The 25,944-nt window shown below is 59.4% G+C and carries 29 protein-coding genes and 1 tRNA gene; 16 read left to right on the forward strand and 14 right to left on the reverse strand.

The features are described 5' to 3' along the window. Positions 1–39 precede the first annotated feature (39 nt). From ftsH to ccsA, 11 genes are all read right to left on the reverse strand, one after another. A complete protein-coding gene (gene ftsH / locus ACWHTU_RS11390; RefSeq protein ID WP_447859481.1) occupies positions 40–1,854 on the reverse strand; it encodes an ATP-dependent zinc metalloprotease FtsH in 1,815 nt (604 codons plus the stop codon). 85 nt (positions 1,855–1,939) lie between these two features. Continuing rightward, positions 1,940–2,479 carry a hypoxanthine phosphoribosyltransferase gene (gene hpt / locus ACWHTU_RS11395; protein WP_447859482.1) on the reverse strand — a complete coding sequence of 180 codons (540 nt, stop codon included), beginning with the start codon at positions 2,477–2,479 and terminating at the stop codon, positions 1,940–1,942. A gap of 1 nt (position 2,480) precedes the next feature. Beyond that, positions 2,481–3,980: a tRNA lysidine(34) synthetase TilS gene (gene tilS, locus ACWHTU_RS11400; protein ID WP_447859484.1), complete on the reverse strand. Its 1,500-nt coding sequence runs from the start codon at positions 3,978–3,980 to the stop codon at positions 2,481–2,483. Then, on the reverse strand, positions 3,977–4,921 hold the full coding sequence (locus tag ACWHTU_RS11405; RefSeq protein WP_447859485.1) for a bifunctional riboflavin kinase/FAD synthetase: 945 nt from the start codon (positions 4,919–4,921) through the stop codon (positions 3,977–3,979). The genes tilS and ACWHTU_RS11405 overlap by 4 nt, the downstream gene beginning before the upstream one ends. Positions 4,922–4,929: 8 nt before the next feature. Continuing rightward, positions 4,930–5,901, reverse strand: coding sequence for a porphobilinogen synthase (gene hemB, locus ACWHTU_RS11410; protein WP_447859486.1), 972 nt, complete (start codon positions 5,899–5,901; stop codon positions 4,930–4,932). Positions 5,902–5,958: 57 nt separating this feature from the next. Beyond that, entirely contained in the window at positions 5,959–6,351 is a 393-nt protein-coding gene (locus ACWHTU_RS11415) for a CBS domain-containing protein (protein WP_447859487.1), read from the reverse strand. A 29-nt stretch (positions 6,352–6,380) separates the two neighbouring features. Continuing rightward, positions 6,381–7,946 carry a uroporphyrinogen-III C-methyltransferase gene (cobA, locus tag ACWHTU_RS11420; protein ID WP_447859488.1) on the reverse strand — a complete coding sequence of 522 codons (1,566 nt, stop codon included), beginning with the start codon at positions 7,944–7,946 and terminating at the stop codon, positions 6,381–6,383. Continuing rightward, complete coding sequence (gene hemC, locus ACWHTU_RS11425) at positions 7,936–8,892, reverse strand: hydroxymethylbilane synthase (RefSeq protein ID WP_447863351.1); 957 nt, start codon at positions 8,890–8,892, stop codon at positions 7,936–7,938. Before hemC ends, cobA begins: the two co-directional genes overlap by 11 nt. A 69-nt stretch (positions 8,893–8,961) precedes the next feature. Beyond that, on the reverse strand, positions 8,962–9,288 hold the full coding sequence (locus ACWHTU_RS11430) for a hypothetical protein (RefSeq protein ID WP_447859489.1): 327 nt from the start codon (positions 9,286–9,288) through the stop codon (positions 8,962–8,964). 53 nt (positions 9,289–9,341) lie between these two features. Further along, positions 9,342–10,757: a glutamyl-tRNA reductase gene (hemA, locus tag ACWHTU_RS11435; RefSeq protein ID WP_447859490.1), complete on the reverse strand. Its 1,416-nt coding sequence runs from the start codon at positions 10,755–10,757 to the stop codon at positions 9,342–9,344. A gap of 1 nt (position 10,758) precedes the next feature. Beyond that, complete coding sequence (gene ccsA, locus ACWHTU_RS11440) at positions 10,759–11,562, reverse strand: cytochrome c biogenesis protein CcsA (protein ID WP_447859491.1); 804 nt, start codon at positions 11,560–11,562, stop codon at positions 10,759–10,761. A 102-nt stretch (positions 11,563–11,664) separates the two neighbouring features. Between ccsA and rsmI the strand changes: the two genes are divergently transcribed. Next, positions 11,665–12,384 carry a 16S rRNA (cytidine(1402)-2'-O)-methyltransferase gene (gene rsmI / locus ACWHTU_RS11445; protein WP_447859492.1) on the forward strand — a complete coding sequence of 240 codons (720 nt, stop codon included), beginning with the start codon at positions 11,665–11,667 and terminating at the stop codon, positions 12,382–12,384. Positions 12,385–12,397: 13 nt separating this feature from the next. Here the strand turns inward: rsmI and ACWHTU_RS11450 are convergent, their stop codons facing one another. From ACWHTU_RS11450 to ACWHTU_RS11460, 3 genes are all read right to left on the reverse strand, one after another. Continuing rightward, entirely contained in the window at positions 12,398–12,661 is a 264-nt protein-coding gene (locus tag ACWHTU_RS11450) for a sulfurtransferase TusA family protein (RefSeq protein ID WP_447859493.1), read from the reverse strand. 221 nt (positions 12,662–12,882) lie between these two features. Beyond that, the gene (locus ACWHTU_RS11455; protein WP_447859494.1) at positions 12,883–13,614 is read right to left on the reverse strand and encodes a hypothetical protein; all 732 of its coding nucleotides are present in this window, start codon (positions 13,612–13,614) and stop codon (positions 12,883–12,885) included. A gap of 286 nt (positions 13,615–13,900) precedes the next feature. Then, positions 13,901–13,987: transfer RNA gene (locus tag ACWHTU_RS11460), tRNA-Leu, on the reverse strand. Positions 13,988–14,149: 162 nt separating this feature from the next. Here ACWHTU_RS11460 and ACWHTU_RS11465 point away from each other — a divergent pair. The 15 genes from ACWHTU_RS11465 (at position 14,150) to ACWHTU_RS11535 (ending at position 25,858) form a co-directional block, all read left to right on the forward strand. Continuing rightward, positions 14,150–14,428 (forward strand): Fe(2+)-trafficking protein, encoded by a 279-nt coding sequence (locus ACWHTU_RS11465; protein ID WP_447859495.1) that lies wholly within the window; start codon positions 14,150–14,152, stop codon positions 14,426–14,428. 225 nt (positions 14,429–14,653) lie between these two features. Next, the gene (locus ACWHTU_RS11470; protein WP_447859496.1) at positions 14,654–15,109 is read left to right on the forward strand and encodes a bifunctional nuclease family protein; all 456 of its coding nucleotides are present in this window, start codon (positions 14,654–14,656) and stop codon (positions 15,107–15,109) included. Between the two features lie 72 nt (positions 15,110–15,181). Continuing rightward, complete coding sequence (locus ACWHTU_RS11475) at positions 15,182–15,661, forward strand: bifunctional nuclease family protein (protein ID WP_447859497.1); 480 nt, start codon at positions 15,182–15,184, stop codon at positions 15,659–15,661. Between the two features lie 38 nt (positions 15,662–15,699). Further along, the gene (gene rplM, locus ACWHTU_RS11480) at positions 15,700–16,128 is read left to right on the forward strand and encodes a 50S ribosomal protein L13 (RefSeq protein ID WP_447859498.1); all 429 of its coding nucleotides are present in this window, start codon (positions 15,700–15,702) and stop codon (positions 16,126–16,128) included. A 49-nt stretch (positions 16,129–16,177) separates the two neighbouring features. Further along, positions 16,178–16,570, forward strand: coding sequence for a 30S ribosomal protein S9 (rpsI, locus tag ACWHTU_RS11485; RefSeq protein ID WP_447859499.1), 393 nt, complete (start codon positions 16,178–16,180; stop codon positions 16,568–16,570). Between the two features lie 108 nt (positions 16,571–16,678). Next, on the forward strand, positions 16,679–17,773 hold the full coding sequence (argC, locus tag ACWHTU_RS11490) for an N-acetyl-gamma-glutamyl-phosphate reductase (RefSeq protein ID WP_447859500.1): 1,095 nt from the start codon (positions 16,679–16,681) through the stop codon (positions 17,771–17,773). A gap of 55 nt (positions 17,774–17,828) precedes the next feature. Next, positions 17,829–19,034 carry a bifunctional glutamate N-acetyltransferase/amino-acid acetyltransferase ArgJ gene (gene argJ / locus ACWHTU_RS11495; RefSeq protein WP_447859501.1) on the forward strand — a complete coding sequence of 402 codons (1,206 nt, stop codon included), beginning with the start codon at positions 17,829–17,831 and terminating at the stop codon, positions 19,032–19,034. A 269-nt stretch (positions 19,035–19,303) separates the two neighbouring features. Then, a complete protein-coding gene (gene rpsB, locus ACWHTU_RS11500) occupies positions 19,304–20,092 on the forward strand; it encodes a 30S ribosomal protein S2 (RefSeq protein WP_447859502.1) in 789 nt (262 codons plus the stop codon). A gap of 64 nt (positions 20,093–20,156) precedes the next feature. Beyond that, a complete protein-coding gene (gene tsf, locus ACWHTU_RS11505) occupies positions 20,157–20,753 on the forward strand; it encodes a translation elongation factor Ts (protein WP_447859503.1) in 597 nt (198 codons plus the stop codon). Further along, positions 20,750–21,475 carry a UMP kinase gene (pyrH, locus tag ACWHTU_RS11510; protein WP_447859504.1) on the forward strand — a complete coding sequence of 242 codons (726 nt, stop codon included), beginning with the start codon at positions 20,750–20,752 and terminating at the stop codon, positions 21,473–21,475. Before tsf ends, pyrH begins: the two co-directional genes overlap by 4 nt. 26 nt (positions 21,476–21,501) lie before the next feature. Next, a complete protein-coding gene (gene frr / locus ACWHTU_RS11515; RefSeq protein ID WP_447863352.1) occupies positions 21,502–22,062 on the forward strand; it encodes a ribosome recycling factor in 561 nt (186 codons plus the stop codon). A 7-nt stretch (positions 22,063–22,069) separates the two neighbouring features. Beyond that, complete coding sequence (alr, locus tag ACWHTU_RS11520; RefSeq protein WP_447859505.1) at positions 22,070–23,218, forward strand: alanine racemase; 1,149 nt, start codon at positions 22,070–22,072, stop codon at positions 23,216–23,218. A 106-nt stretch (positions 23,219–23,324) separates the two neighbouring features. Next, entirely contained in the window at positions 23,325–24,086 is a 762-nt protein-coding gene (locus tag ACWHTU_RS11525) for an MlaE family ABC transporter permease (RefSeq protein WP_447859506.1), read from the forward strand. An 8-nt stretch (positions 24,087–24,094) separates the two neighbouring features. Continuing rightward, positions 24,095–24,862 (forward strand): ABC transporter ATP-binding protein, encoded by a 768-nt coding sequence (locus ACWHTU_RS11530; RefSeq protein ID WP_447859507.1) that lies wholly within the window; start codon positions 24,095–24,097, stop codon positions 24,860–24,862. Positions 24,863–24,880: 18 nt separating this feature from the next. Further along, entirely contained in the window at positions 24,881–25,858 is a 978-nt protein-coding gene (locus ACWHTU_RS11535; RefSeq protein ID WP_447859508.1) for an MlaD family protein, read from the forward strand. The last annotated feature ends 86 nt before the right edge of the window (positions 25,859–25,944 follow it).

Here is a 25,944-nt window from a genome sequence, read left to right on the forward strand (position 1 = left end):
GTCCCCGAATTCGGGCTGCGGAACGCAGACTGATCGAGGCTAGGCAGGAACAGTCTGAGAAGCGGACGATTGCATGATGATTTGATCGATCTCCGGCGCATCGAGCACTTCCTTCTCCAACAACGCTTCGGCCAGAGCTTTGAGCGTCGTCATGTGCTCGGTCAACATGCGCTTAGCGCGCTCGTAATTCTCAGTGACGAGCCGCTTGATCTCGTGATCGATCTCCACCGCGACCTGCTCGCTGAAGTCGCGCCGGGTCGCGATCTCGCGGCCGAGGAAGATCTCCTCTTCCTTTTTGCCGAACGTCAGCGGTCCGAGCTTTTCACTCATGCCCCATTCGCACACCATCTTCCTGGCCAGATCGGTCGCGCGTTCTAGATCGTTGCCGGCTCCGGTGGTGATGTGTTTCAGCACGAGTTCCTCGGCCACCCGCCCGCCCATCAGAATCGCCAGGGTATTGTAGAGGAACTCCTTCGAATAGTTGTGTCGGTCATCTGTGGGCAACTGCATGGTGACGCCCAGCGCGCGGCCGCGCGGAATGATGGTGACCTTGTGCACTGGATCGGCGCCCGGCAACAGCTTCGCCATGAGCGCATGCCCGGCTTCGTGATAAGCGGTGATCCGCTTTTCCTCGTCGCTCAGGATCATGCTCTTGCGTTCGGCCCCCATGAGGACCTTGTCCTTGGCCATTTCGAAATCGACCAGTTCCACTTCCTTCTTATTTTGCCGCGCGGCCCACAAGGCGGCCTCGTTCACCAGGTTTTCCAAGTCGGCACCTGAAAAGCCAGGCGTGCCGCGCGCGATCTTTTCCAGCTCGACATCGGCCGCGATCGGCACTTTCTTGGTGTGGACCTTTAAGATCTCGGAACGGCCGCGCAGATCGGGACGGTTCACCACGATCTGTCGGTCGAAACGGCCCGGACGCAGCAGCGCCGGGTCCAAGACGTCGGGTCGGTTCGTCGCGGCGATGAGAATCACCCCCTCTGTCGTATCGAACCCGTCCATCTCGACCAGCAATTGATTAAGGGTCTGCTCACGCTCGTCATGACCACCTCCGAGCCCGGCTCCGCGCAACCGGCCGACCGCGTCGATTTCGTCAATGAAGATGATGCAGGGCGCGTGCTTTTTCCCCTGTTCGAACAAATCCCGAACACGAGACGCGCCGACCCCGACGAACATCTCGACAAAATCCGACCCGCTGATGCTGAAGAATGGAACGCCCGCCTCGCCCGCGATGGCCTTCGCTAGCAGAGTCTTGCCAGTTCCCGGCGGTCCGACGATCAAGACTCCTTTGGGAATCCGGCCACCGAGTTTCTGGAACTTGCGCGGGTCCTTGAGGAATTCGATGATCTCCAGCACCTCCTCTTTGGCCTCGTCGATGCCGGCGACATCGGAAAACGTTACCTTTTTCCGCTCTTCGGTCAGCATCCGCGCGCGGCTTTTCCCGAACGAGAGCGCCTTATTCCCGCCGATCTGCATCTGGCGCATCAGAAAGAACCAGAGCCCGAGGAACAGGATGAACGGTCCCCACGTGACCAGGAACGTGATATACCACGGGCTTTCGTCCGGCGGTTTGGCTTCGATCTGGACGTTCTTTTCGCGGAGGAGCTTAACGAGTTCGGGATATTCGACGGCGTAGGTCCGGATGCGGGTTCCGTCTTTGAGGATGGCGCTGATATGATTGGCCTTGATGGTGACTTTCGTCACCTCGCCCTTGTCCAGTTGCGCCATGAAATCGCTGAAAATGACTTCATCTTCTGGGGCATGGGTCGGGACGCTGAAGAGGTTGAACAGGAGGATCATGAAGAGGCCGACGACGACCCAAAACAACAGATTCTTCACCCGAGAATTCATTCAATTCCTCCTCGCAAGGCCCACGCACGAAAAGCGTTTGAATGTTAACACAGTCTTTCGCGCACTGACAACAGCGCTAGGCCCCTCATACGGGCTCTTCGACCGTATCCAGCACCGCCAAGTACGGCAGGTTCCTGTACTTTTGTTGATAATCCAATCCGTACCCGACGACGTACTTGTTGGGGATTTTGAAACCGACATAGTCCACTTGGGCATCCACCTTGCGGCGCTCCGGCTTGCTGAGGAGCGTGCAAACCTTGATCGATCGGGGCTTCCGTTTTGCCAGGGTCTTCACCAAATATTGCACCGTGAGGCCGGAGTCCACGATGTCCTCCACCAACAGCACATCCCGTCCTCGGATATCCTCGGTGAGGTCGGCCACTATCTTCACTTTACCCGAAGTTCGGGTCTTCGAGTTGTAACTGGTCACGATGATGAAATCGACCCGCATCGGGATCCGGATCGCCCGGGCCAAATCGGCGTAGAAGGCGTAGGCGCCTTTGAGCACTCCGACCAGAATGAGATCCTTGCCGGCGTAGTCGGCGGTGATTTGTCGGCCAAGCTCTCTGATACGCGCACGCATCTCCTCCTGGGTCACGATTGGTCGTCCGAAGATGCGCTCCATGTTAGCTCTCTCCTTCTCGCTCGTCGTTCCCGGTCACGGTCGCCACAAGCACGCGCGCGGCCGAGGAGCCCGCGGCGAACCGGTGATCCGGCCGATACCCGACCACCCAGAGGATACCCTCCGGCGCAACCAGCAAGGGGATGCGCCGACGTTCCGCTCGCGGGATTTTGAGATCGGTGAAATAGTCCTGCAGCTTCTTGCGCTGCCCCCGCATCCCAAGCGGATAAAACAGGTCCCCCGGCGTCCACCCCCGAAGCCGAAGCCGATGGGTGAACCGGTCCGCGTCGAAAACTGCCGCCCGATCTCGGTGCACCTCGAACAACATCGTCCGTACCTCGACTGGCTCCGCCCACTTGACTTCGATGCGTTGTCCCGTAGCTTCCCAAACAATCGCGGAGGGGATCGGCACCTCCCGCTCAACCGTCTCGTCCGCATCGCCCTGCAAGCCCAGCCTTCCACCGTGAACAACCAGTCCCGGACTGCCATGGGGACGGAACACAATCTGGTCGCCTTCCCGCGCCACCCAGGCTCCTCGCACCGCCAATGCGGTGCCGGATCGTCCGCGCACCACCCGTTCGAGCACGGCGTTGACAGCCCCGAAGGACGGCGACTTCCCCATCCCATTGATTTGACTGATCGTCGCACGGACGATCCGGCGTTGGAGGGCCGTCGGCAGGGCGAGGAGGCCGTCCCGATGTACCGAAACCGTTCCCTCCGCAGAGGCAGTGACCAGCCGGGCCAGAACTTCGGCACTATAGTGGTCCAGATAGAGGCTGTCTTCGCGCAGCACCTCGGCCAGCCGTCCAATGGCCTCGACCGCCCTCGGCGCCAACCGCATGATGACAGGCAACAGTTCCCGCCTGATGCGGTTTCTGAAGTAGACGGCCCGCGCATTGCTCGAATCGACTCGATACGTAAGGTGCCGAGCCTCCAGATACGCCAAGATATCCGCACGAGGGACGTCAAGCAAAGGCCGGACAAAAAGTCCTTGCCGGATGGGCGGCATCCCTCCAAGGCCAGTCATTCCCGCTCCCCGCAGCATCCACATGAGCACCGTTTCCGCTTGGTCGTCGGCCGTATGGCCCAACGCAATGCGGTTCGCACCCAGACTTTGGCCAATCTCTTCCAACGCCTGATATCTGGCCACCCGAGCCCTCTCCTGCAACGACCCGCCGCCAACGGGAATCGTGAGCCGCCGGGCAATCAATTCGATCCTCCATCGCCGGCACAGATCGGCCACGAATTCCGCGTCCTCGTCCGATTCTTGACCTCGGAGCCCATAATTGAAATGGGCCGCCGACAGCGCCAATTTCCACGAAGGTGCCAGCTCGTGCAATAACGCAAGAAGGGCGACCGAATCGGGCCCGCCGGACACGGCTACCAGGAGACGGTGGCCGGGTTCGAACAATCCTTTTCGCCGGACCGTTTCAACGACCCGCTCCAGCAGACGGGGCCGTGCCGGAGCAGCCGAAGCCGATCCTTTCGCCTCCCCTGTGTTCATGAATCCACCGCTTGTGAGGCTCTGCCGAGACTTGCCCTCGCTAGACTGACATCGACGGTGATTCGGGCCGCCAGCTCTTCCGCGCTGGCGAAGACCTGATCCCCGCGCAGTCGCTCTATAAACCGCACCGACACCTCCTGGCCGTAGAGATCCAGAGCCTCATCCAGCACGTAGACCTCCAGCAGGCGTTCACCGGAACCGAAAGTCGGCCGCGTGCCGATGTAGGCTACGGAGGGAAACGTTCGCTCTCGCCAGACCATGATCGTCGCATAGACGCCGTCCGGAGGAATGACGCGGCCAGGAGGGAGATGAAGGTTGGCGGTCGGCCAGCCCATCGATTGCCCCCGGTGTTCTCCGCGCACCACCACGCCGCTCAGCGCATACGGTCTTCCCAGCAACCGAGTGGCCTTCGCCATCTCGCCCTCCTGAACCAACTGTCTGATGCGCGTCGAACTGACAATCTCCCCATCGACACGGACAGGGGGCATTGGATGCACGCGAAATCCGTACCGGACGGCCAACCGTTGTAGGTCCGCAACCCTTCCGGCTCGACCTTTCCCGAACGCGAAATGATCCCCCACGAACAACTCCCGAACGCCGATCGCTTCACACAGCACCTGTCGGACAAATTCCTCCGGTGTGAGCGCCGCGAGCGCCGGCGTAAACTCCAAAAACACCACTTCCGCGACCCCCGCTTTGGCAAATCGCTCGAGCTTCTCCTCCATCGAAGTTAGAAACCGCAATTCGACCTGCGGCGCAAGGATTCTGACGGGGTGCGGGTCGAAAGTCAGCACGACGGGGGTACCGCCAGTGGCCCGGGCCGCTTCCACCACTGCCTGAAGCAACGCGAGGTGTCCCCGATGTTGACCGTCAAAATTCCCGATCGTCAAGACTGGATAGGGGGGTGGAATATAGGCGGCGACGCCACGGGTGACCTTCATGCGCGTCATCAATTCAGGAGCTTGGCGGCATCCTTGGCGAAGTAGGTGAGAATCATATCCGCCCCGGCCCGTTTGATAGCCAGCAATGACTCCATTATCGCACGTGTCTCGTCCAGCCAGCCGGCCCGGGCCGCGGCCTTGATCATGCTGTATTCCCCGCTCACCTGGTATGCGGCCAGAGGAACCAGCACCCGCTGCCTGGCCAGCGCCAGAACGTCGAGCGAGGGCAACGCAGGCTTGACCATGACGATATCAGCCCCTTCGGCGATATCCAGGTCGATTTCCCGGAGCGCTTCGCGGAGATTCGCCGGATCCATCTGATAGGACCGCCGGTCTCCGAATTTTGGACTCGAGTCCGCTGCCTCCCGGAACGGGGCATAGAAACAGGAAGCGAACTTGGCTGCGTAAGCCAGAATGGGCACATCGGGAAAACCTGCGCGATCCAACTCGTCGCGGATGGCGGCGACCCGTCCATCCATCATGTCGGACGGCGCGACCATATCCGCGCCGGCCTCGGCATGGGTGCGCGCCATCGCCCGGAGGCAGTCCAAGGTTTCATCGTTCAGCACGCGACCGTCTCTGACCAGCCCGCAGTGCCCGTGGGTGGTGTACTCGTCGATGCACACATCGGTGATCACCAGAAGATCCGGCACCTGATCCTTGAGCGCGCGAACGGCTCGCTGGACAATTCCCTGGGGATCATACCCCGAACTTCCTCGCTCGTCCTTGCGATCCGGGATGCCAAACAGGATCACGGCCGGAATCCCCAGCGTTCGAACTTCCATCGCTTCCTTGACCAACACGTCGATCGACAGTCGATACTGGCCCGGCATGGAGCCGATTTCTTCCTTCCGATCGCGCCCATCCGCCACAAACAGCGGATAGATCAGATCGGACGGCGACAGAGTGGTTTCCCGGACCATGCGTCTGAGCGGCTCGCTCTGCCGCAATCTCCGCAGGCGGTGGATCGGAAACGCCATTGTTCCTCCTCCAAGCCGGTAGTTGACAGCGAATGCCTTGGAGCTATCCGCCGTCAGCTATTTTCTCGGCAGATTGGTTAAAAACACGACCAGATCTCGCACCGAGATCATTCCGACCAGCTTGCCTTCCCTCGTCACACCGAGATGACGGAGATGGGACTGCGCCATCAGGTCATTGGCGTCCAGCAACGTCTTGTTTTCTTCGATCGTCACGATGGGCGCAGACATGATCTGCTCCACCGTCGTTTTCGTGGCATCGGCCCCGACGGCGACCACGCGCCGGACCATGTCCGTATCGGTGATGATCCCGATGATGTCCTTGCCGTTGGTCACGAAGAGACTGCCAATATTGTGATCCCGCATCATCCGGGCGGCCGTCTGCACATCCGTGTCGCGATGGACCGTGACGAACTTTTCACGAGGAACCATGAACGATTTCACCGGCACCATAATCCGCTCCTCTCTATTTATTAATTTTTTTAGAAGACCGTACAACGACGCTGCCCGGGCCCGCGCTCGTCCGCAAAATGCCGAACAATCGCCTGCGCCAGAGCGGGAACGGTATTTTCACCGGCCACAATGTTTACCGCGAACCCGAGCTCCCGCGCGGTCTCCGCGGTGATCGGACCGATGCAAGCGACGACCGCTCCTTCCGTCGCTTTCTTCATCTCTGCAAGGTCGTCGAACAGCCGGCTGAAATTGCGCACCGTGGATGAACTGGTGAACGTGATCACGTCGATCCGGCGTTGCTGAAATTGCTCTCGGAGATGCTGGACGTCCACCTTCGGCATAACCGTCCGGTAGGCCGTCACGACGCGCACCTCGGCGCCCAGCGCCCGCAGTTGTTCCGGCAAGATTTCCCGTGCGACCGCGGCGCGAGGGATGAGAATGTTCTGTCCCTTGACGCCGGCCTTCCGCAATGCGTCGATGACGCCCTCGGCTTGATATTCCGAGGGAACCAGATCAGCTTTCAATCCGTAGACGGCGAGTTCTTTCGCGGTGCGCGGTCCGATGCAACAGATGCTGAGGCCGGCCAGCGCACGGGCATCCCGTCCTTTCTCAGCCAGACGGGCCATAAACGGTCCGACGCCGTTCACGCTGGTGAAGATCAGCCATCGGTAGTGGTCAAGCTCGGCGAGAGCTTGATCCAGATCGTCCCAACTTTCCGGCGGCACGATCTGGATGGTGGGGCACTCGACCGGTTCTCCACCATAAGCAGCCAGCAAGTTCGACAGGTCCGCTGCCTGTTCGCGCGCCCTGGTGACCAGGATGCGCTTGCCGAACAATGGCCGCTTCTCGAACCAATTCAACTGCTGCCGAAGGCGGACGACCTCGCCGACCACGATCACGGTCGGCGGTTCCATCCCGGCCTCCTCGGCTCGTTGCACGATGTCGCTCAGCGTTCCCACGATCGTCCGCTGATTCGCCCGCGTGCCCCAACGGATGACCGCCACCGGCGTGTCCGCTGCCCTTCCCTCGGCGATCAGCCGCGACACGATGGTCGGAAGATTTTTCATGCCCATCAGAAAGACCAGCGTCCCCTGCGCCGTTGCGAGCCGCGGCCATTCCAACTTCGAAGGCCCCTTGGTCGGATCCTCATGACCGGTCACGAACGCTACCGTCGAGGCCAGCGTCCGGTGGGTCACCGGAATGCCCGCATAGGCCGGCACCGCCACCGCTGCCGTCACCCCCGGGACCACCTCGAAATCCAACCCGGCTTCAGCCACCGCTTCCGCCTCCTCTCCCCCCCGCCCAAACACAAAGGGATCGCCACCTTTCAGACGGACAACGATCTTGCCTGCCTTCGTCTTGTCGATAAGCAGACGATTGATCTCCCCCTGATCCGGATACGTCCCTCGGCCTCGCCGCCCGACGTAAATCCGCTCAGCACGAGCGGGCGCATAGTCGAGAAGCACGGGGTTCGCCAGATAATCGTACAGCACCACATCCGCCTGTTCGAGGCATTCCTTGCCGCGCAGGGTCAGGAGCTTCGGATCACCCGGACCCGCCCCAACCAGATAAACCTTGCCAGGCTTACACGTCACGATGGCGGTCTCTTCCGTAGATTGAATCCAGAATCTTGTCCCCGCCCCTGGCCAGAAGCTGTTCCGCCAGCCGCACGCCCAGACGTTCAGGCTCCGATGGAGGGCCCTGGACGACATCCCGAATCAAGTCCCGGCCATCAATGCTCGCAATCAAACCATCGAGCACCAGTGTATCTCCCCTCAACGTCGCATAAGCCGCGACGGGCACCTGGCATCCGCCTTCCAGCCGATGCAAGAGTGCCCGTTCCGCAAGGACGGCCGTCTGGGAGGGCGGATGGTTCAACGGCGCGACGAGCTCCCGGACGAACAGATCATCGCACCGCCCTTCGATGCCCAACGCCCCCTGACCGATCGCCGGGAGACAGACCTCCATCGGCAGGTATTCGGTTGTGTTCTCCGTCCACTCGAGCCGCTTGAGCCCGGCCGCAGCAAGCACAATGGCGTCGAATTGGCCTTCGCGCAGCTTCCTTAACCGGGTATCCAGGTTGCCCCGTAACATCTCGATCTTGAGGTCAGGGCGGCTGTGCAGCAATTGAGCTTGCCTCCGCAGGCTGCTCGTTCCGATCTGAGCTCCGGCCGGCAACTGCGAAAACGCGTGGCCGTTCCGAGCAATCAAAACGTCGCGGGGATCTTCCCGCACGGGTACGCAGAGGATGGCAAGACCATCCGGCAGCATAGTCGGCACATCCTTCATGCTATGAACAGCCAGATCGATCTCGCCGCGCAGAAGCGCCTCTTCAATTTCTTTAACAAAGAGTCCTTTGCCGCCGATCGTCGCAAGCGCGACGTCGAGAATCTTGTCTCCGGAGGTCTGAATCCGCTTGAGCGACACCGATACCTCCGGCGAAATCTCCTGCAACCGCGTCCGCACCCATTCGCTCTGTCGAAGGGCCAGCTTGCTCCCTCGGGTTCCGAGCACCAGCGAGCTGCGCCTGCCGTTCGTCACTGCCACCGTCCAATTCCCCTCGCACCAACTTGCCGATTCCGGCATCCAACGCGATGTTTCGGCAACCGGCTATCGTCCAGGATCCAGGGAAGGAGTCCGCAACGCATCAAACTCCGTTCGCCGGTCCGCACCGGGCAGTTGCTCTTCGAATGCTTGCTGCCTCACCCCGGGGCCTGCTGGAGGCGGTGCCAGCCCGAGCAATCCCCGGTAATACGACGAGACCAAGAGGAAGCTGACCAAGCCGAGGATGGTCAGAAGATAGACAACGACGTCCCAGCGGAACCCTTGCCGCTCCCGGTAGTCAAATCCGCACCGCGGACAATCGGGCAACGGATCGTGCCCCAGATACGAATGCAGACACTTCGGGCAGGTGAAGAGTTTGAGGCCTGTCGACATGCAATCCCGACTCCAAGGGCCTCATCCAGTGCATCGGACGTAAGGCTTTGACACTACCTCTTCTTCTCTCCCGCCTGTTCCCTTGAAGCCTCTGTTGCTTCTTCCGCCACGAAAGGCTCCGGCCTCGGAGCGGGTGTTGCCAGCCGGGCAAAGCGGTCCCACCTGTCGCTACGGTTCAAGTGGTCAGATCGGCCCGTCGGTGCCTCTTCCAGGCAAAAGAATCGGCGGGCCGCCTCGACGAACATGGCTCCACCCGATGAATTGGCCTCGGCTTTGAGCGTCACCATGGCCCCGTGAATGAGTTTGTTCACAATGGCCGACGCCAAATTCTCCACCAACTCCCGCTCGTGGTTCGAAAGATGCCCCAAACGGCCCAACGTCTTCTCCAGTTCCGCGCGCTTGATTTCCTCCGTTCTGGCACGAAGAGCAACGATCGTTGGGGTGACTTCCAAGGATTTGAGCCATTGCCGCAGGACGACCACTTCCTCCGCCACCATCCGCTCGGCCTTCTCGGCTTCCTGCAGTCGTTCTTCCCGGTTCTGTTCGACCCGCATCTTGAGGTCGTCGATGTCAAAGAGAAATGCGTTGTCGATGTGTCGGACCGCCGGATCGATGTTTCGTGGGACGGAAATATCGATCAGAAACATAGGCCGGTTCATCCGTTGGCGGACCGCCCGCTGCACGTCTTCGGCCCCGATCAAATAATGAGACGCACCGGTCGAGACAAGCACGATGTCCGCTGTGGCCATATCGTCACGGAACTCTTCGAACGGAATGGGCGTCGCGTTAAACCGACAGGCCAGATCCATCGCAGCGTGAGGATTACGTGTGGTAATCCGGACCTGGCGCACACCATGCGCCATCAGATGCCGCGCCGCCAGCTTGGCCATTTCACCGGCCCCTACCAGGAGCACCGTTTTTTCACGAAGACTGGAGAAAATCTTCTTGGCCAATTCCACGGCTGCGTAGCTCACAGAGACGGCCATTTCCGAAATCTTGGTTTCGGTCCGTACGCGCTTGGCCACGGAGATGGCTTTTTTCACAACCTTGTTCAGAATCAATCCCGTCGCCTTGTGCGCAAGGGCGATCTCAAAGGCGTCTTTTAATTGCCCCAGAATCTGCGATTCGCCGACGATCATCGAATCCAAGCTGGCAGCGACCCGAAACAGGTGCGCAATGGCCTTGTCCCCGGCGTGCCAGTAAAGATGAGGAGTCAACTGTTCTGAGGAGAGAGAGAGATGCGTGTCGGCGAGAAATTCCTGCACTCGGCTATATCCTGACTCGATGTCCTCGACCACTGCGTAAACCTCGACGCGGTTGCATGTGGAGAGAAGGATGCCTTCCTTGATCCCGGGGTACGAGCATAGGCGGCTGAGCGCTTCGCCCATCCGGCTTTCAGGAACCGCCAACCGCTCGCGGATTTCAATCGGAGCCGTTTTATGACTGAGCCCGACAACGATGATGTTCATGTCAGGAAACCTGTCCGTGCCCCTTGAGCACGACGCCCACCAACGTCAGGATGACACCAGCAAACCCGATGATGGTCAGATAAGCCGCCCGCTTGGCCCTCCAGCCCACCGTCAAGCGACCCAGAAGCACCACGAAATAAAAGAACCAGGTCACCAGCGCCCAGGTCTGTTCGGGATTCCAACTCAAGTAGGAACCCTTGGTGAATCCTGCCGAAATCGCTCCCGTGATAATGCCCAGTGTCAGGAGCGGAAAGCCGAACACGATCGACTGTTGGTTGAGATGATCCAAAAAGTCCAGCGCGGGCAGTTTGGTGTACAAGACATTGAACCGCTTCGACTTCAACAACCCATCCTGAATGAGGTACATTACACCGGCGACGAACGCGACGGCGAATCCGACCGCGCCCAGCATACTGAGCGCCACGTGGACCCATAAGGTCTTCAGGACAGGCTTCAGTGTCGGCACTTGCTCCGGGAGGATGGCGGCAGAGACGAGAGACAACAACGCCAGGGGCAGAATAAAGGAACCGAGAACGTGAATGCGATGCCGAAATTCAACGGCCAGAAAGACCAGGACCAGTGTCCAGGCGAAAAAAGACAGCGCCTCATGAAAACTCGGAAGCGGGGCCTGGCCCGTTCCGATCATTCGCATCGCGAGCGCCAGTGTGTGGGCTCCAAAACCGACGGCGGTGACCCCCAGCGAAACCTTGGAAAGGGCCTCTGACCGCCGCAACAAGTAGGCGAGAAAAAACACGGTGCCCACCAAATAGAGCACCATCGTCGCCGTGAAGAAGAAGACCGCCATATTGGGTCTATCTCCTCAACTTTCCAGAAAAAACGGGCGGCTTCAGAAGTGCGAATTATATCGGCGCCTCAAGATGAGAGTCAAGAAAGGCCCGCTTGTGGAATGCTGAAACGCGCCTCGACGTCCGTCGGTTCCTTGTACGTTGTCGGTCTGCCGATCGGCAACCATGAGGACATCACGCTTCGCGCGCTCAAGGTGTTGAGGGACGTGACCGTAATTGCAGCTGAAGATCCGCTCGTCATCCGGGCCTTACTCGATCGCTATGCGATTGAGACGCCGTTGACGAGCTACCATCGCTGGAACTGTGCGGACAAAATTCCCGTGCTTATCGACCGGCTTCGCCAAGGACAGAGTATCGCGCTGGCGGTCGATGCCGGCACGCCCGCGATTGTCGACCCCGGCCGCCTCCTTGCCGCCCAAGCCGCCCGGGCGGGCATTCCGGTCGTCCCTATCCCCGGCCCTTCCGCCGTGACGGCGGCTTTGTCGGTTTCGGGGTTTTCCGGTGATTCGTTTTCGTTTTACGGCCAGGTCCCCGCGCGGAACTTCGCACGACAACGCTTTTTCGAGGCCCGGCGTCGAGACGATCGCGTCCTGGTACTGTACGCGCCTGTGCGGTCCCTGCGATCGATCCTCGTGGCCATCCGGTCGTTTCTCGGCGATCGGCGGATCGTCATCGCCCAGGATATGACGAAGCCTAGTGAACGGCTTCTGCGCGGCCGAATCTCCGATTTGCTTCGCCGAACGGACTGGAAGCTTCCGCGGGGCGAAGCGACGATCGTCGTAGAAGGAAAGAACCGGCGGAACGACCTTGAGGGGAAATAATCGCGGAATCGAGCTATTCGTTCATTCGTTTTCGAATGATGACGCGGAAGGATTGCTCCAACGGCTCTTGGGCCAAGACTGTATGGCCGTCGTCCTTTACGCTGCGCGGCACATTACGGATCGGCTCGCCATCATCCAGAATCACCGCCAACACCTGTCCCGGTTCCATCGCTTCGAGCTTAAGCTTGGTCTTCACAAAATTGTAAGGACAGATGACTCCACGGAGATCTAATTCCGCATCTGGCTGAACATCAGACATCTCCTCTTGACGAGTCATTCGCTTCACCTTTGCGTTTCCTGCTCGGGTTGCGCATCGATGCTATCAGGCGCACCATCCGCTTTCAAGCGGTCACCAAAAGCCATCGGACTTACCCAGACAGTATGAAAAAGCGGGCGCCCGCGGATCGGCAAAAGATAGCGGAAAATAAGAAGAGGGAACAGCTCGAACAGCTGTCCCCTCTCTCGCCTGTCACAAACCAGCTGACCTTCGTTGGCGCCCTAGTTGATGCCCTTCACCAGGTTGGGCTTCGTCGGATCGGTACCATAGTCTGATTTGTTGCTCGAGCCATACCCCCAGCCCGGCTGCGGTTCGCACTGCCAACAGGGCGCAGCGCCCGTGATTTCACCGATCGGGCTGACGATCCCGGTATTGATTTCGCCCGGAAGCACCTGACCAATCACACCGCCGGTGACACTGAGGTTTTGCGTTTCAATGCCGCGTTCGGTATAAGGATTCGGCCGCTGCCCCAACCCGCCGAAGCCGGCCAGCTTCTCGTTACCGCGAATGACCGTCACCTGTCGCACCAACTTTCGGCCCGTTCCAAACGGCTGATTGGGAGAGGTAGCTTCCACTACTTGCAATGAGATATCGTCCCCCGCATTGAGCACCTTAATCTGATCCATATTCGTCTTATCGTCAAAGTAAGCCGTCAGAACCGAAAGGGTACCTGTCCCCGCTCGTCCTTCGTCATGCGAGCTTCCTCCCGTCTCCAGATGCATCTTTCCCCCCGGAATATCGATCGCCAGCACACGGCCATAAATCGTTTCCGGCTGGGAGAGATATTCAAGGAATGCGGCCCGATCCCAGATCTGGGAACGCGAACCGACACCGGCGTTCTCACCGACCCCCGTGCCGAAGCCAGAGTGTTGCGGCAGGCGTTCCTGGGCCATTGCAATGCTCACGGAGCCGACAATGAGAACCGCAGCTCCAAATGCGACCACCTTACGCATGTGCTGCCTCCTTGTGAGTGAGTTAAGATGAAGAATGAACGACAAAACCGCTTGTGCCGAGATTAAGTAACGATTCCACCACACTTAAGTTGCCGGAACTATAGGACAACGGCTATAGCATGTCAAGAGGCGTTTGCCTGATCCGAGAGGGGAAATCTCGCGATTTTTGGGGTTTGGTCTCTCGCCAGCCTCCGGCTAGGGCGGCTTCCCTCACTGTTCCGGAACCAGTGCCTCGATCGAACGACCTATTGATGATTCCTCGCACGCGCAAGCCACATGACACACATGGTGCCCGGAGGGAGGATCGAACTCCCACTCTCTTGCGAGAACCAGATTTTGAGTCTGGCGCGTCTGCCAGTTCCGCCATCCGGGCAACAGCGCCACGATCCAGACACATGAGCAAGGCCTCTTCTAACACGAAGCCCGGTGGTCGTCAATGCACTGAAGCTCCTTTTTTTTCGGTGGACGGCAATGTTAAAATGTCGCCGGCTTGAGCGCGATTGTCGGTCTGGTTCGACAAGGAGGACATTTCTCGATGACGGCCGTTCAATGCGTCACATGTGGACAACAAGGAGAAGCCATCACCGATCCGATCTTCATGGGAAAGTTGGAAGCGGAGATCAAAGCCAAGGTCTGTAAGAACTGTTGGAAGAAATGGGAAAGCATGAGGGTGATGGTGATCAACGAGTATCAGGTGAACCTGGGCGAGGAAAGCGGCCGCGAGTTGGTCAAAAAGCAGATGCGAGCGTTTCTGAAACTTGGCGAGCCGGTCGACACTTCCAAGCTGGATCAAAATTACCGTCCCCCGCAGTGACCAGGGAAGGAAATCTTGCCAAGAGGACAGGACCTCCCGTTAATTTGTCAATCCTGGTCGGTCTCGTTCCGCAGTCCGCAGACGGTTTGATCTTTCTGATTTCCTGCCCGTCGGGTTACCGGGCTCGACAGTTTCGTTGACACGCCGTTTTAAGAAGTGCTAGATTGACCTGCTATCTCGGTCGGTCAATCGTCGCTGTTAATACGCCAGAGGAGACCAGGTGACGTGATTACCCAGCTCAGAGTCCGGGGGTTAATGTTTGACCCCTATAACAACGCGTACATCGTGATCCTCAAGGACGAAGAGCACTCCGAGATGCTCCCGATTTGGATCGGGAAGTCGGAAGCGAGTGCCATCAGTTTCGCCCTGGAGAACATTGCCGCGCCGAGACCCATGACGCACGACCTGATGAAAGCGTTGCTGGACTTGGTGGACGCCAAAGTCATCAGCGTCGTCATCACTGACTTGAACGAGAACACCTATTACGCCAAAATTCACCTGATGTATGAGGACTCCGAGTACACGATCGATTCCAGGCCGAGCGATGCTATCGCTCTGGCATTGCGCGCCAACGCGCCGATTTTCGCCAGCGAGACCGTGATCCGCAAGCAGACATCGGAAGAACTGGAGCAGTGGCTCGAAAATCTCAAACCTGAGGACTTCGGCAAATACGAATCCTGATTGACAGCCGACCCTCGCACACCAGCGACCTATCTCACACGCCATCAAGCTCTGAATTCCCGTCAGAACACCATGGAACAGAAAGACACAGGCGATCTTATCATTGAAATGAAAGTGCTGAGGATCGTACCTGATCCCAACACCGAGACGCAGATCGTGATTCTTCAGAACGATCGACGCACTGATGTGCTGCCGATCTGGGTCGGTGCGGCTGAAGGAAATGCGATCCAACTGGCGCTTGAGGGGGTAGTGACGCACAGGCCGATGAGCCACGACCTCATGAAGAGCTTCGTCGATCATTTGAATGTGCGGGTGCAACGGGTGGTAGTCTCCGATGTGAAGGACCGCACCTACTACGCGACCATCCACTTGGCCTTTAAAGGGGTTGAGCGGACGCTCGATGCGCGGCCCAGCGACGCCATCGCACTGGCTCTGAGAACCCATTCACCGATTTACGTCACCGAAGACGTGCTCAGGCGTCGAAGCGGCGGCAATCTAGACGCATGGCTGGCCAAATTCGAAACAAGAAATCTCGGAGCGCAGGAAGCATAGCGGCTGGATCATAAGCTGACGAAGGAGAGCATCTGGTTATGACGACGTATTTGGCGAAACCGACCGATGTCAGACGAAAGTGGTATCTGGTGGACGCCGAAGGGAAGACGCTTGGACGGTTGGCTTCTCGCGTCGCGATCCTCCTGAGGGGAAAGCACAAACCCACGTTCACTCCACATGTGGACACGGGAGACCACGTGGTGGTCGTGAATGCAGACAAAATCCGGTTGACCGGAGACAAATTCAAAACGAAGACGTACATCCATCACACTGGCTATCCCGGCGGACTCAAAGTGCTGACCGCCGAACACGTGCATGCCAAGAACCCTACCCTGTTGGTGGAAAGGGCCATCAAAGGCATGTTGCCGAAATCGCCGCTGGGCAAACGAATGGGAAGAAAACTCAAGGTCTACGCGGGGACGGCTCACCCCCATCAGGCTCAACGTCCGGAGCCGATCAACCTGTAACGGACTCAGACCCGAACGCCGACGAGACACAAGGAGGGCAGGAAAGAGCATGGCAGTGATGACGGAATATGCCGTTGGGAAGCGGAAATGCGCCATTGCACGGGCCTGGGTTTCCGCAGCTCCCGGCGCAATCACGATCAACGAGAAGCCGTTGGAGAAAGCGTTTCCTCGGCTGACCTTGCAGCACGTTATCCAGCACCCTCTGGAGCTAACCGGATTGACGGGGAAATATTCGGTTCGGGCAACCGTCCACGGAGGCGGGCCGACCGGTCAAGCCGGAGCCCTGCGGCATGCGATCGCCAAGGCCCTGGTGACAATGAACCCGGCGCTTCGCGAACCGCTCAAGAAGGAAGGATTGCTGACACGCGACTCGCGTGTCAAAGAGCGGAAAAAGTACGGTCAGAAAGGGGCACGGAAGCGTTTCCAATACTCAAAGCGGTAACGGTCAAAAGCAGAGAGACTCTCAAGGGAAGGCTTTCGGCCTTCCCTTTTTTATTCCGCGCTGCTTCGCGGTTTTCGCAGCGGGCGTCTTTGGGGGCAGGAGGTATCAGTGCAGGGGTCACGGGAAAAGATCAGAGCGGCGGTGGTCGGCGCCAGCGGCTACACCGGCGTCGAGCTCGTGCGCCTTGTCTCAGGACACCCGAGGTTGGAACTGACGGTGGTGACGTCAGAGAAATCGGCCGGTACCCCGGTCGCGACCCTGTTCCCGAACTTGGCTTCTATGGTTCGGCTGTCTTTTGAGGCCCTGGAACCGCAGGCTGTCGCCGCTCGCGCTGATGTGATTTTCTTCGCACTCCCTCATACGAAATCGCTGCTGCCGGTCGCCGCGTGCCTGACCGCCGGCAGGAAGGTCGTAGATCTGAGCGCCGATTATCGGCTTAAGGATCCCGCCGTCTACGAAACCTGGTATCAGACCGTTCACCCGCAGAAAGAATTGCTGGCCGAAGCAGTGTACGGACTGCCGGAGCTGCATCGATCGGAAATCCGGCGGGCGCGTCTGGTCGCTTCCCCCGGCTGCTATCCGACCGCCGCCATCCTGCAATTGGCCCCGCTCGTGGCCAACGGGCTGATTCAGCCGGATAGCATCGTCATCGACGCGAAATCGGGGATTTCTGGAGCGGGCCGCAGCCCGGCTTTGCCCTATCATTTTCCCGAGGCGCACGACTCAGTAGAACCCTATAAGATTGGCCAGCACCGGCACATTCCCGAGATCGAACAGGAACTCCTGGCCATTCTGACCGGCCGGGATCGAGGAGAGGACAGTCCAGGGGGGACCGCGCCGCCCCTTCGTGTGGTCTTTACCCCACATCTGGTCCCCTTGAATCGCGGAATCCTGAGCACAGCCTATGGCCGGCTCACGCGTGCGATCGAGCTTGCCGAGCTACGGTCGCTCTATCGGGATTTCTTCAAGGGCGAGCGTTTCGTGCGGGTGTGCGAAGACTTCACGCCCAATCCCCGATACATCCGCGGCTCCAATTTCTGCGATATTGGCGTCTTCATCGACGCGCGGGCTGGCTGGGTCGTCACTGTGGCCGCGCTGGACAATCTCGTGAAAGGCGCCGCCGGACAAGCGATCCAGGCGCTCAATCTCATGATGGGATGGCCGGAAGATCTGGGCCTTACCGCACCCGGGATCTTCCCGTGATACCCGGCCCGATCTGTTCCAATTCCCTCGTAGTTGCCGCATGAGTTCCGATTGTGTGAGAGTCGTTCGAGGTGGCATCACTGCTCCGCAAGGATTTCAAGCCGCCGGGGTCCACTGCGGGATCAAGAAAAAAAAGGCCAAGGACCTGGCCCTTGTCGTGTCGGATCAGGAAGGGCCGATTGCAGGGGTTTTCACAACCAATCAGATCGTTGCGGCGCCGGTGGTGATCGACCGGCTGCACCTCCGACATGGCATCGGCCGCGCCATCATCGTGAACAGTGGAAATGCCAACGCCTGCACCGGCCATGAGGGTCTGGCCGCGGCGGAGGAGATGGCGACGTTGGTCGCCGCGCGTCTGGGGGTCGCACGGGAAAAAGTCTTCGTGGGATCGACGGGTGTGATCGGGCAACCGCTGCCGATCGCCTGCATTAGAGCCGGGATTCCCCTGTTGATGAGGCGTCTGCGCCGAGGCGGTGGAACCGAAGCCGCCCAGGCGATCATGACGACCGATCTCAAGGTCAAACAAGTCGCCGTGAAAGGAACAATCGGCGGCCGAACGGTCACCGTGGGCGGTATGGCCAAGGGCTCCGGCATGATCCATCCGAACATGGCCACCCTGCTGGCCTATCTCACGACCGACGCTCGGATCGCACAACCGTGTCTCCAGCAGGCTCTCCGCACCGCCGTGGATCAATCGTTCAACTGCATTTCAGTAGACGGCGATACCAGCACGAACGATATGGTTCTCTGTCTGGCAAACGGTCTGGCCGGGAACGCGATGATCGAGGCTGATACGTCCGATGCAAGACTCTTTCAGCGCCTGCTCAACGCCGCCTGCCTTTCTCTTGCGCTGCAGGTCTGTCGCGACGGGGAAGGGGTCACGAAAGTGGTCCAGGTCCTCGTTACAGGAGCCCGAACCGACGATGACGCCCGCCGTGTTGCCCGGGCGATTGCCACGTCCTGTCTGGTTAAGACCGCCTTGTTCGGTCAGGACGCCAACTGGGGGCGCATTATGGCGGCCGTCGGCCGTTCCGGCGTTCCCCTCGATCCGGAACAGATTACCCTGGCGTTCGACGGGGTCACGATGGTCAAAGCAGGGGTCGGCTGCGGGGCACAGGCCGAACGGCGCATTGAGAGAATTTTCCATCGCAAAGAGTTCACCATCTCGGTCGATCTCGGCCTGGGACACGGGAATGCGCGCTTCTGGATGACAGATTTGTCGTATGACTACGTCAAGATCAACGCCAGTTATCGTTCGTGAGCGATGCTCCCGCCAACCAACGGCTTGCAAAGCCGGAGTGATTGTGCTAGCGTGCCAAGGCTTTACAGGTCTCTCGCCGAAGAGACATCACTCGTTATTCCAAATTCACACCGGCATGACGAGCATGCCGCGCGGCTTGGGAATAAGAAGGGCGAACCTTCTCGTCTCCGATTCCTGTCGTTCTTCCGGCACCCAGACGCATTCCACGTGGCCCATGGGTACCCGACGGGTTGAGAGACGCTCCGCAAGCATTGGAGGGAGGTGAAGGCATGGGAGTGGTTACCATTAAAGAGCTTTTGGAAGCGGGCGTGCACTTCGGGCACCAGACCAACCGCTGGAACCCGAAAATGAAGAAATTTCTCTTTGGAGAACGAAACGGGATTTATATCATCGACTTGCAGCAGACGTTGGAGCGGTTGCACCAGGCCTATGCCTTCGTCCGCGACACGGTGGCGGCCGGCGAGTCGGTTCTTTTCGTCGGCACCAAGCGTCAAGCGGCGGAAATCCTTGAGGAAGAAGCCAAGCGCGCCGGCATGTTTTACGTGAACCAGCGCTGGCTGGGCGGCATGCTGACCAATTTTCAGACCATCCGCCGCAGCGTCGACAAGCTCAAGAAAATGGAGGCGACGCTGGCGGACACCGTGCACCAGGGCCTGACGAAGAAAGAGCTGAACCAGATGCAGAAGGAGAAGGTCAAGCTCGAGAAGTACCTCTCCGGCATCAAAAACATGACGGAGTTGCCGGGCTGCGTGTTTGTGCTCGACACCCGTGTCGAGCGCATCGCCGTCCAGGAAGCGAACCGGCTCAGCATCCCGGTGGTCGCGATCGTCGACACGAACTGCGATCCCGACGACATCGACTACCCCATCCCCGGCAACGACGATGCGATCCGATCGATCAAGCTGATCACCTCGCGCATCGCCGACGCTTGCATCGAAGGCGCTCACCTCCGCGCGCAACGCGAAGACAGCGAGTTCGCCGAACCACTCGTCGACGAGAAGCGCACGGAAGGCAGGCCGATGCCGGCCTCCTTGGAAAGCGTTCAGATCGCGCCGTGACAGCCGGAGCGGATCGGATCATTCGCTGGATCATTAGGACCACAACGGTAGGAGACATGGCAACATGGCTGGCGTGAGCACTTTAGTCAAAGAACTTCGCGAAAAGACGGGAGCCGGAATTCTTGATTGTCAGAAAGCCCTGACCGAAACGGGGAACGATGTCGAAAAGGCGATCGACTACCTGCGGCAGAAGGGGTTGGCCGCCGCGCAGAAGAAGGCAGGGCGGGAGACTAATCAGGGGCTGATCCACGCTTATATTCACGGAGGCGGCAAGATCGGCGTCCTGATCGAAGTCAACTGCGAGACGGACTTTGTCGCACGCAATGAAGAGTTCAAAGCCTTTGTAAACGACCTAGCCCTGCAGATCGCCGCAACGGATCCCTGGTACATCAGGCGGGAAGACGTTCCGGCCGACATCATCGAGAAGGAAAAGAGCATTTATGAGGCGCAGGCGAAGGAGACAGGCAAGCCGCAAACCGCCTGGGCCAAAATCGTGGAAGGCAAACTGGAAAAATTCTATCAACAGCGCTGCCTGCTCGAGCAGGAATTCATCAAGGATCCAACCATCACTATCAAGGACCTGTTAGCGCAAAAGATCGCCAAGATCGGCGAGAACATGAACATTCGTCGGTTCACGCGCTACCAACTAGGCCAAGCATGAGCTCTGCCAAATACCAGCGGATTCTCCTCAAGGTCAGCGGAGAGATCCTGGCTGGTGAGCAGGGGTACGGAATTCAGCCTTCAGTCCTCGAAGGCCTCGCCGACGAGATCGCCGACGTGGTCTCATTGGGCGTGGAGGTCGCCATCGTGATCGGCGGCGGCAACATTTTCCGAGGCATCGCCGCCAGTGCCACCGGGATGGAACGAGCCTCCGCCGATTATATGGGCATGTTGGCGACGGTGCTCAACGCGCTGGCGCTACAGAACGCCCTGGAACGCAAAGGCGTCATGACGCGCGTCCAATCGGCTATCGAGATGCGGCAACTGGCGGAGGGGTACATCCGTCGCAGGGCGATCCGCCATTTGGAAAAGAAGCGGGTCGTCATCTTCGCCGCCGGAACCGGCAATCCCTACTTCTCCACCGATACGGCCGCGGCCCTCCGGGCGATGGAGATCGGCGCGGAAGTGATCATGAAAGGGACCAAGGTCGACGGGATTTACGACGCCGACCCTCTGACTACCCCTTCCGCCAAGAAGTTCACTGAATTGCCGTTTCTCTTCGTGCTCAATCACAATCTCAAGGTGATGGATTCGACGGCGATCAGCCTCTGCATGGATAACAATCTGCCGCTGATCGTCTTCAACCTGAAAGAAAAGGGAAACTTGAGACGAGTGGTGCAGGGCGAGAAGATCGGCACACTGGTCACTCCCGGTGGCCGTTGACAACCGCGGGTAGTCCCATGGCGATGATGTTCGCTGAACCGGTCCGCAAAAAAACGGCAGAACGCATGGAAGCAGCGCTCGAGCATTTGAAGCGGGAGCTGGCCGGCATCCGCAGCGGCCGCGCCTCCGTCTCGTTGCTGGACGGCATCAAGGTGAATTATTACGGGACGCCGACCCCCTTGAGGCAGGTGGCGAACTTGGCCACGCCCGAAGCGCGGTTGATCACCGTCCAACCTTGGGAGCCTCAACTGATCAAGGAAATTGAGAAGGCCCTGCTCGCATCCGACCTCGGGCTCACTCCCTCAAACGACGGCAAGATCATCCGCATCCCACTCCCCCCGCTCAGCGAGGAACGCCGCAGAGAGCTGATCAAGGTTTGCAAGAAGCACGGCGAAGAGACCAAGATCCACATCCGCAACGCCCGCCATGACGGCAACCACGAATTGAAGCAGTTGCAAAAAGAGTCCAAGCTGACCGAAGACGAATGGCGCAAAGCCGAACAGGAGATCCAGAAGCTCACCGATCAGTACGTTCAGAAGGTTGATCAGGTTCTGAAGAAAAAGGAAGAAGAAATTTTGGAAGTCTGACGCCCGCGTGTCGCTTGCACCCTTTTCCCATCCGACGTTCGCCACCATCGATCTGCAGGCGTTGGCTCACAATCTTGCGGTCGTCCGTTCACACATCCCGGCATCCTGCGAAATCATCGCCGTCGTCAAGGCCAACGCCTATGGGCACGGTCTGATCGAAATGTCCCGCGCGCTGCTGCGCCTGGGCATTCCCCGTCTGGGCGTTGCGTCCCTGGATGAGGGACTTGCGCTTCGTCAGGCCGGCATCGAAAGCCCGATCCTGGTCATGGGCGCCGTGTTTCCGCCGCAGTTTCCCGACTTGATCGCCCACCGCCTCACCCCGGTGCTCTACGACGAGCGCTTGACCGATGCGTTTGTCAAGCAACTCAGGTCCCGGTCCGAACCCTATCCGGTGCATCTTAAAGTCGATACCGGCATGGGGCGGTTGGGATTTTCTCCTGAAGAGGCGCTGGCCCTATTGCAGGGGCCGGCGTTCAACGGGCCTCTGCGCGCCGAAGGCTTGATGACTCATTTGGCGGACGCAGACGGCGAGGAGCGGGACTATACGGAAGGGCAACTCGCGCGCTTCCGCCTGTTCCTCGACGGCGTCAAGCGAGTCGGCCTGGCGGTCCCGCTGATCCATACAGCCAACAGCGCGGCCATTCTTCGCTACCCATCGTCCTACTTTACGGCGGTTCGGCCCGGCATCATGCTCTATGGATATCACACCCTGCCGGCCGGCGACCCGGTCCCCGACCTCAAGCCCGTTCTCTCATTGTTCTCCACCATCGCCCAGATCCGATCAATTCCCCGGGGAAGCAGCGTCAGCTACAACCGATCCTTCGTCGCGCAGCGGCCTTCGCGGGTAGCCATCCTGCCGATCGGCTACGCGGACGGCTACAACCGTCTGCTTTCGAACCGTGCCTTCGTGCTCATCGGCGGCCGCCGCGCGCCCGTGATCGGCCGCATCTGCATGGATATGACGCTCGTCGACGTCACCGATCTTGCGGATGTGAGTCCAGGCCAGCAGGCCGTGCTGATCGGACGCCAGGGCTCGCAGCGCATCACAGCCGACGACATCGCGGCGTGGCTCGACACCATCCCTTATGAAGTGCTGTGCGCAATTGGCCCGCGCGTGCCGCGCATCTATCAATCCGAGCCCCTCCCCCCATCGTGACTCCTGTCCCAAACCGATTCCTGCATTGTCGCCTTCGCAGCCATACCATATAATTTTCGGAGTTTTGTCTGGAGCTTGGTCCGCAGCAACTTGCCAACGGGTGGTCGTGAGGCTGAAGGAAACGATACTGGGGTATGTGTGGGTCGTCCAGGAATTCACACTCCTCTGCGCCAGAACCGTCGTCAATCTGTTTCGCCCGCCGTATTACGTTCGAGAAACCATTCTCCAGATGGATCGCATCGGGGTGGGTTCGCTATTCATCGTCGTTCTGACCGGCATGTTCACCGGCATGGTATTGGCGCTCCAAGGCGCGGTCCAACTGGAACCGTACGGGGCCAGCATCTACGTCTCGCGCCTGATCAGCACCTCGGTCGTACGCGAACTCGGTCCAGTCCTCGCCGCCCTCATGATCGCAGGACGGGTCGGCACCGGCATCGCATCGGAGCTCGCCTCGATGACTGTCACCGAGCAGATCGACGCCATGCGCGCCGAGGGCATCGATCCGATCCACAAACTGGTCACGACCCGGCTGATCGCGTGCCTCTGCATGATTCCTCTGCTCACCATTGTCACGGACGGCATCGCGATCTTCGGCGGATGGTTGGTCGCCAAACTGTACCTGGGCATCGACTCCTACTTTTATTGGACCTGGGCTTTCGAAGCGCTCCGGCGGCAGGATCTCGTCCTCGGTTTGATCAAACCGGCCGTGTTCGGATTTTTCATCGCCATGGTCGGATGCTATGCCGGCTTCGCGACCAAAGGCGGCACAGTCGGTGTTGGCGTTTCGACGACCCAGTCGATGGTCTCCTCTTCAATTTTGATCTTGGCCAGCGATTTCTTTCTGACCAAGCTGTTTATGGCGCTGTAGGCCCGCCAATGATTCGACTCGACGCAGTCGATGTGACGCTGGGCGACCGAAAGGTTCTGGAACGCATCACGTTTCACGTCGAGCCGGGCGAAACGAAGGTCATTCTGGGCGGAAGCGGTTCGGGAAAGACGACTCTTCTCCGGCTGATCCTCGGCCTGCATAAACCGGATCGGGGGAGCGTCCGCATCGAGGACGAGGATATCACGCGCCTCTCCGAACAAGCATTGCCGCGGATTCGACGGAAGATGGCAATGGTGTTCCAGAGCGCCGCTCTGTTCGACTCGCTCCCCGTGCGGGAAAACGTCGGCTATCGGTTGTGGGAGCAAGGTGCATTGTCCGATGACGACATTGAGCGGCGAGTCCGGCAGAGCCTGCAGTTCGTCGGATTGGAAGATGCGATCGACAACATGCCGGCCGACCTCAGCGGCGGCATGCGCAAGCGGGTCGGGATCGCCCGTGCGCTGGCCAGCGGCGCGCGGGTGATTCTCTACGACGAGCCCACCGCCGGCCTGGACCCAATCAATGCCTACGCCATCGGACACCTGCTTCTGCAGCTCAAGGCCAAGGGGGTAACCCAGGTCGTGGTCACTCACGATCTGGATCTGGCGTTCCGCATCGCCGATCGCGTCGTCCTGCTCCACAAAGGACAGGTCATGTTTCAGGGCACACCGCAAGAACTGGCCGGCCGCCGGGACCCGGAAATTCGCGGGTTCCTCGACCCCTCCACGTTGTCGACTGAAGAGCGAGACACCTATGCCGGACGTCATTCGGACTAGGACCTGGGGACATGAGCTATGACAAGACGATCTGATCTGACCTGGGCGCAAGTCAAGATCGGCATCCTGGTCTTGATAGCTTTGGCCATCGTGATGGTCATGATTTTGAACCTGGAAGAAGGCCTGGGAGTACTCAGCCGCAAGACGCAGTTCCGCGCGATGGTCGGCCACACGCAAGGGCTCAAAGTGGGCAGCCCGGTTTTGATGAACGGGGTGAATATCGGCAATGTCTACAAGATCGAGATCGCCCAGAACGCCCCACAGGTGGAAATTATCTTCGCTATCAAGCGTGAAGTGGCGCAGCATATTCGCGAGGACGCCTCGATCAACATCCGCGCCCTGGGCCTGCTCGGAGACAAATATCTGGAAATCGTCCCCGGCACGCCGTCGAGACCCTTGCTGGAGCCGGGGTCCCTATTGACCGGCAGAGTCGAGACCGATATCACCAGTCTCGCCTCCGGCGCTTCGGCCACGATTGAAAACGTCAATGCCGCCCTACAGGAAGTTCAGCGGGCGCTCGCAGCCATTACAAAGGGGGAAGGCACGACCGGCAGGTTGGTCAACGATCCCGAGCTCTACGAGCGCTCCAAACGAGTCCTGGAAAACTTGGAGAAAGCTGCGGAGAAAAGCCTCGCCCTGCTGGACAGGGTAGAGCACGGCGAAGGCACGGTCGGGAAGCTCGTCACCGACAAGGAGCTTTACACGCGGGCCAACCAGGCGGTGCAGGAACTGACCGAGCTCGCAAATCGCCTGAACAACCAGAATGGGACACTGGCGAAACTTGCCGATCCTACGCTCTATGCCAAGCTGGACAGTCTTACGGCCCGCGGCGAGCTTCTCTTGGAGAAGATCGAGCGCGGCGAAGGCACGGTGGGCAAGCTCGTCACCCGCGACGATCTCTACACTCGAACGGACAAGCTGTTGACGGAAGTGGAGGAGTTCGTAGCGGACGTGAAAAAGAATCCGAAAAAGTATTTCAAGTTTTCGGTCTTCTGAAAGCAGGGAAGCGGGATGACCAGCTCGCTCTGCTCAGGCGCACCGCTCGACTGGATAGAAGCCAATCGCATCCGATTGGCGACGGA

The organism is Nitrospira calida (assembly GCF_976986435.1).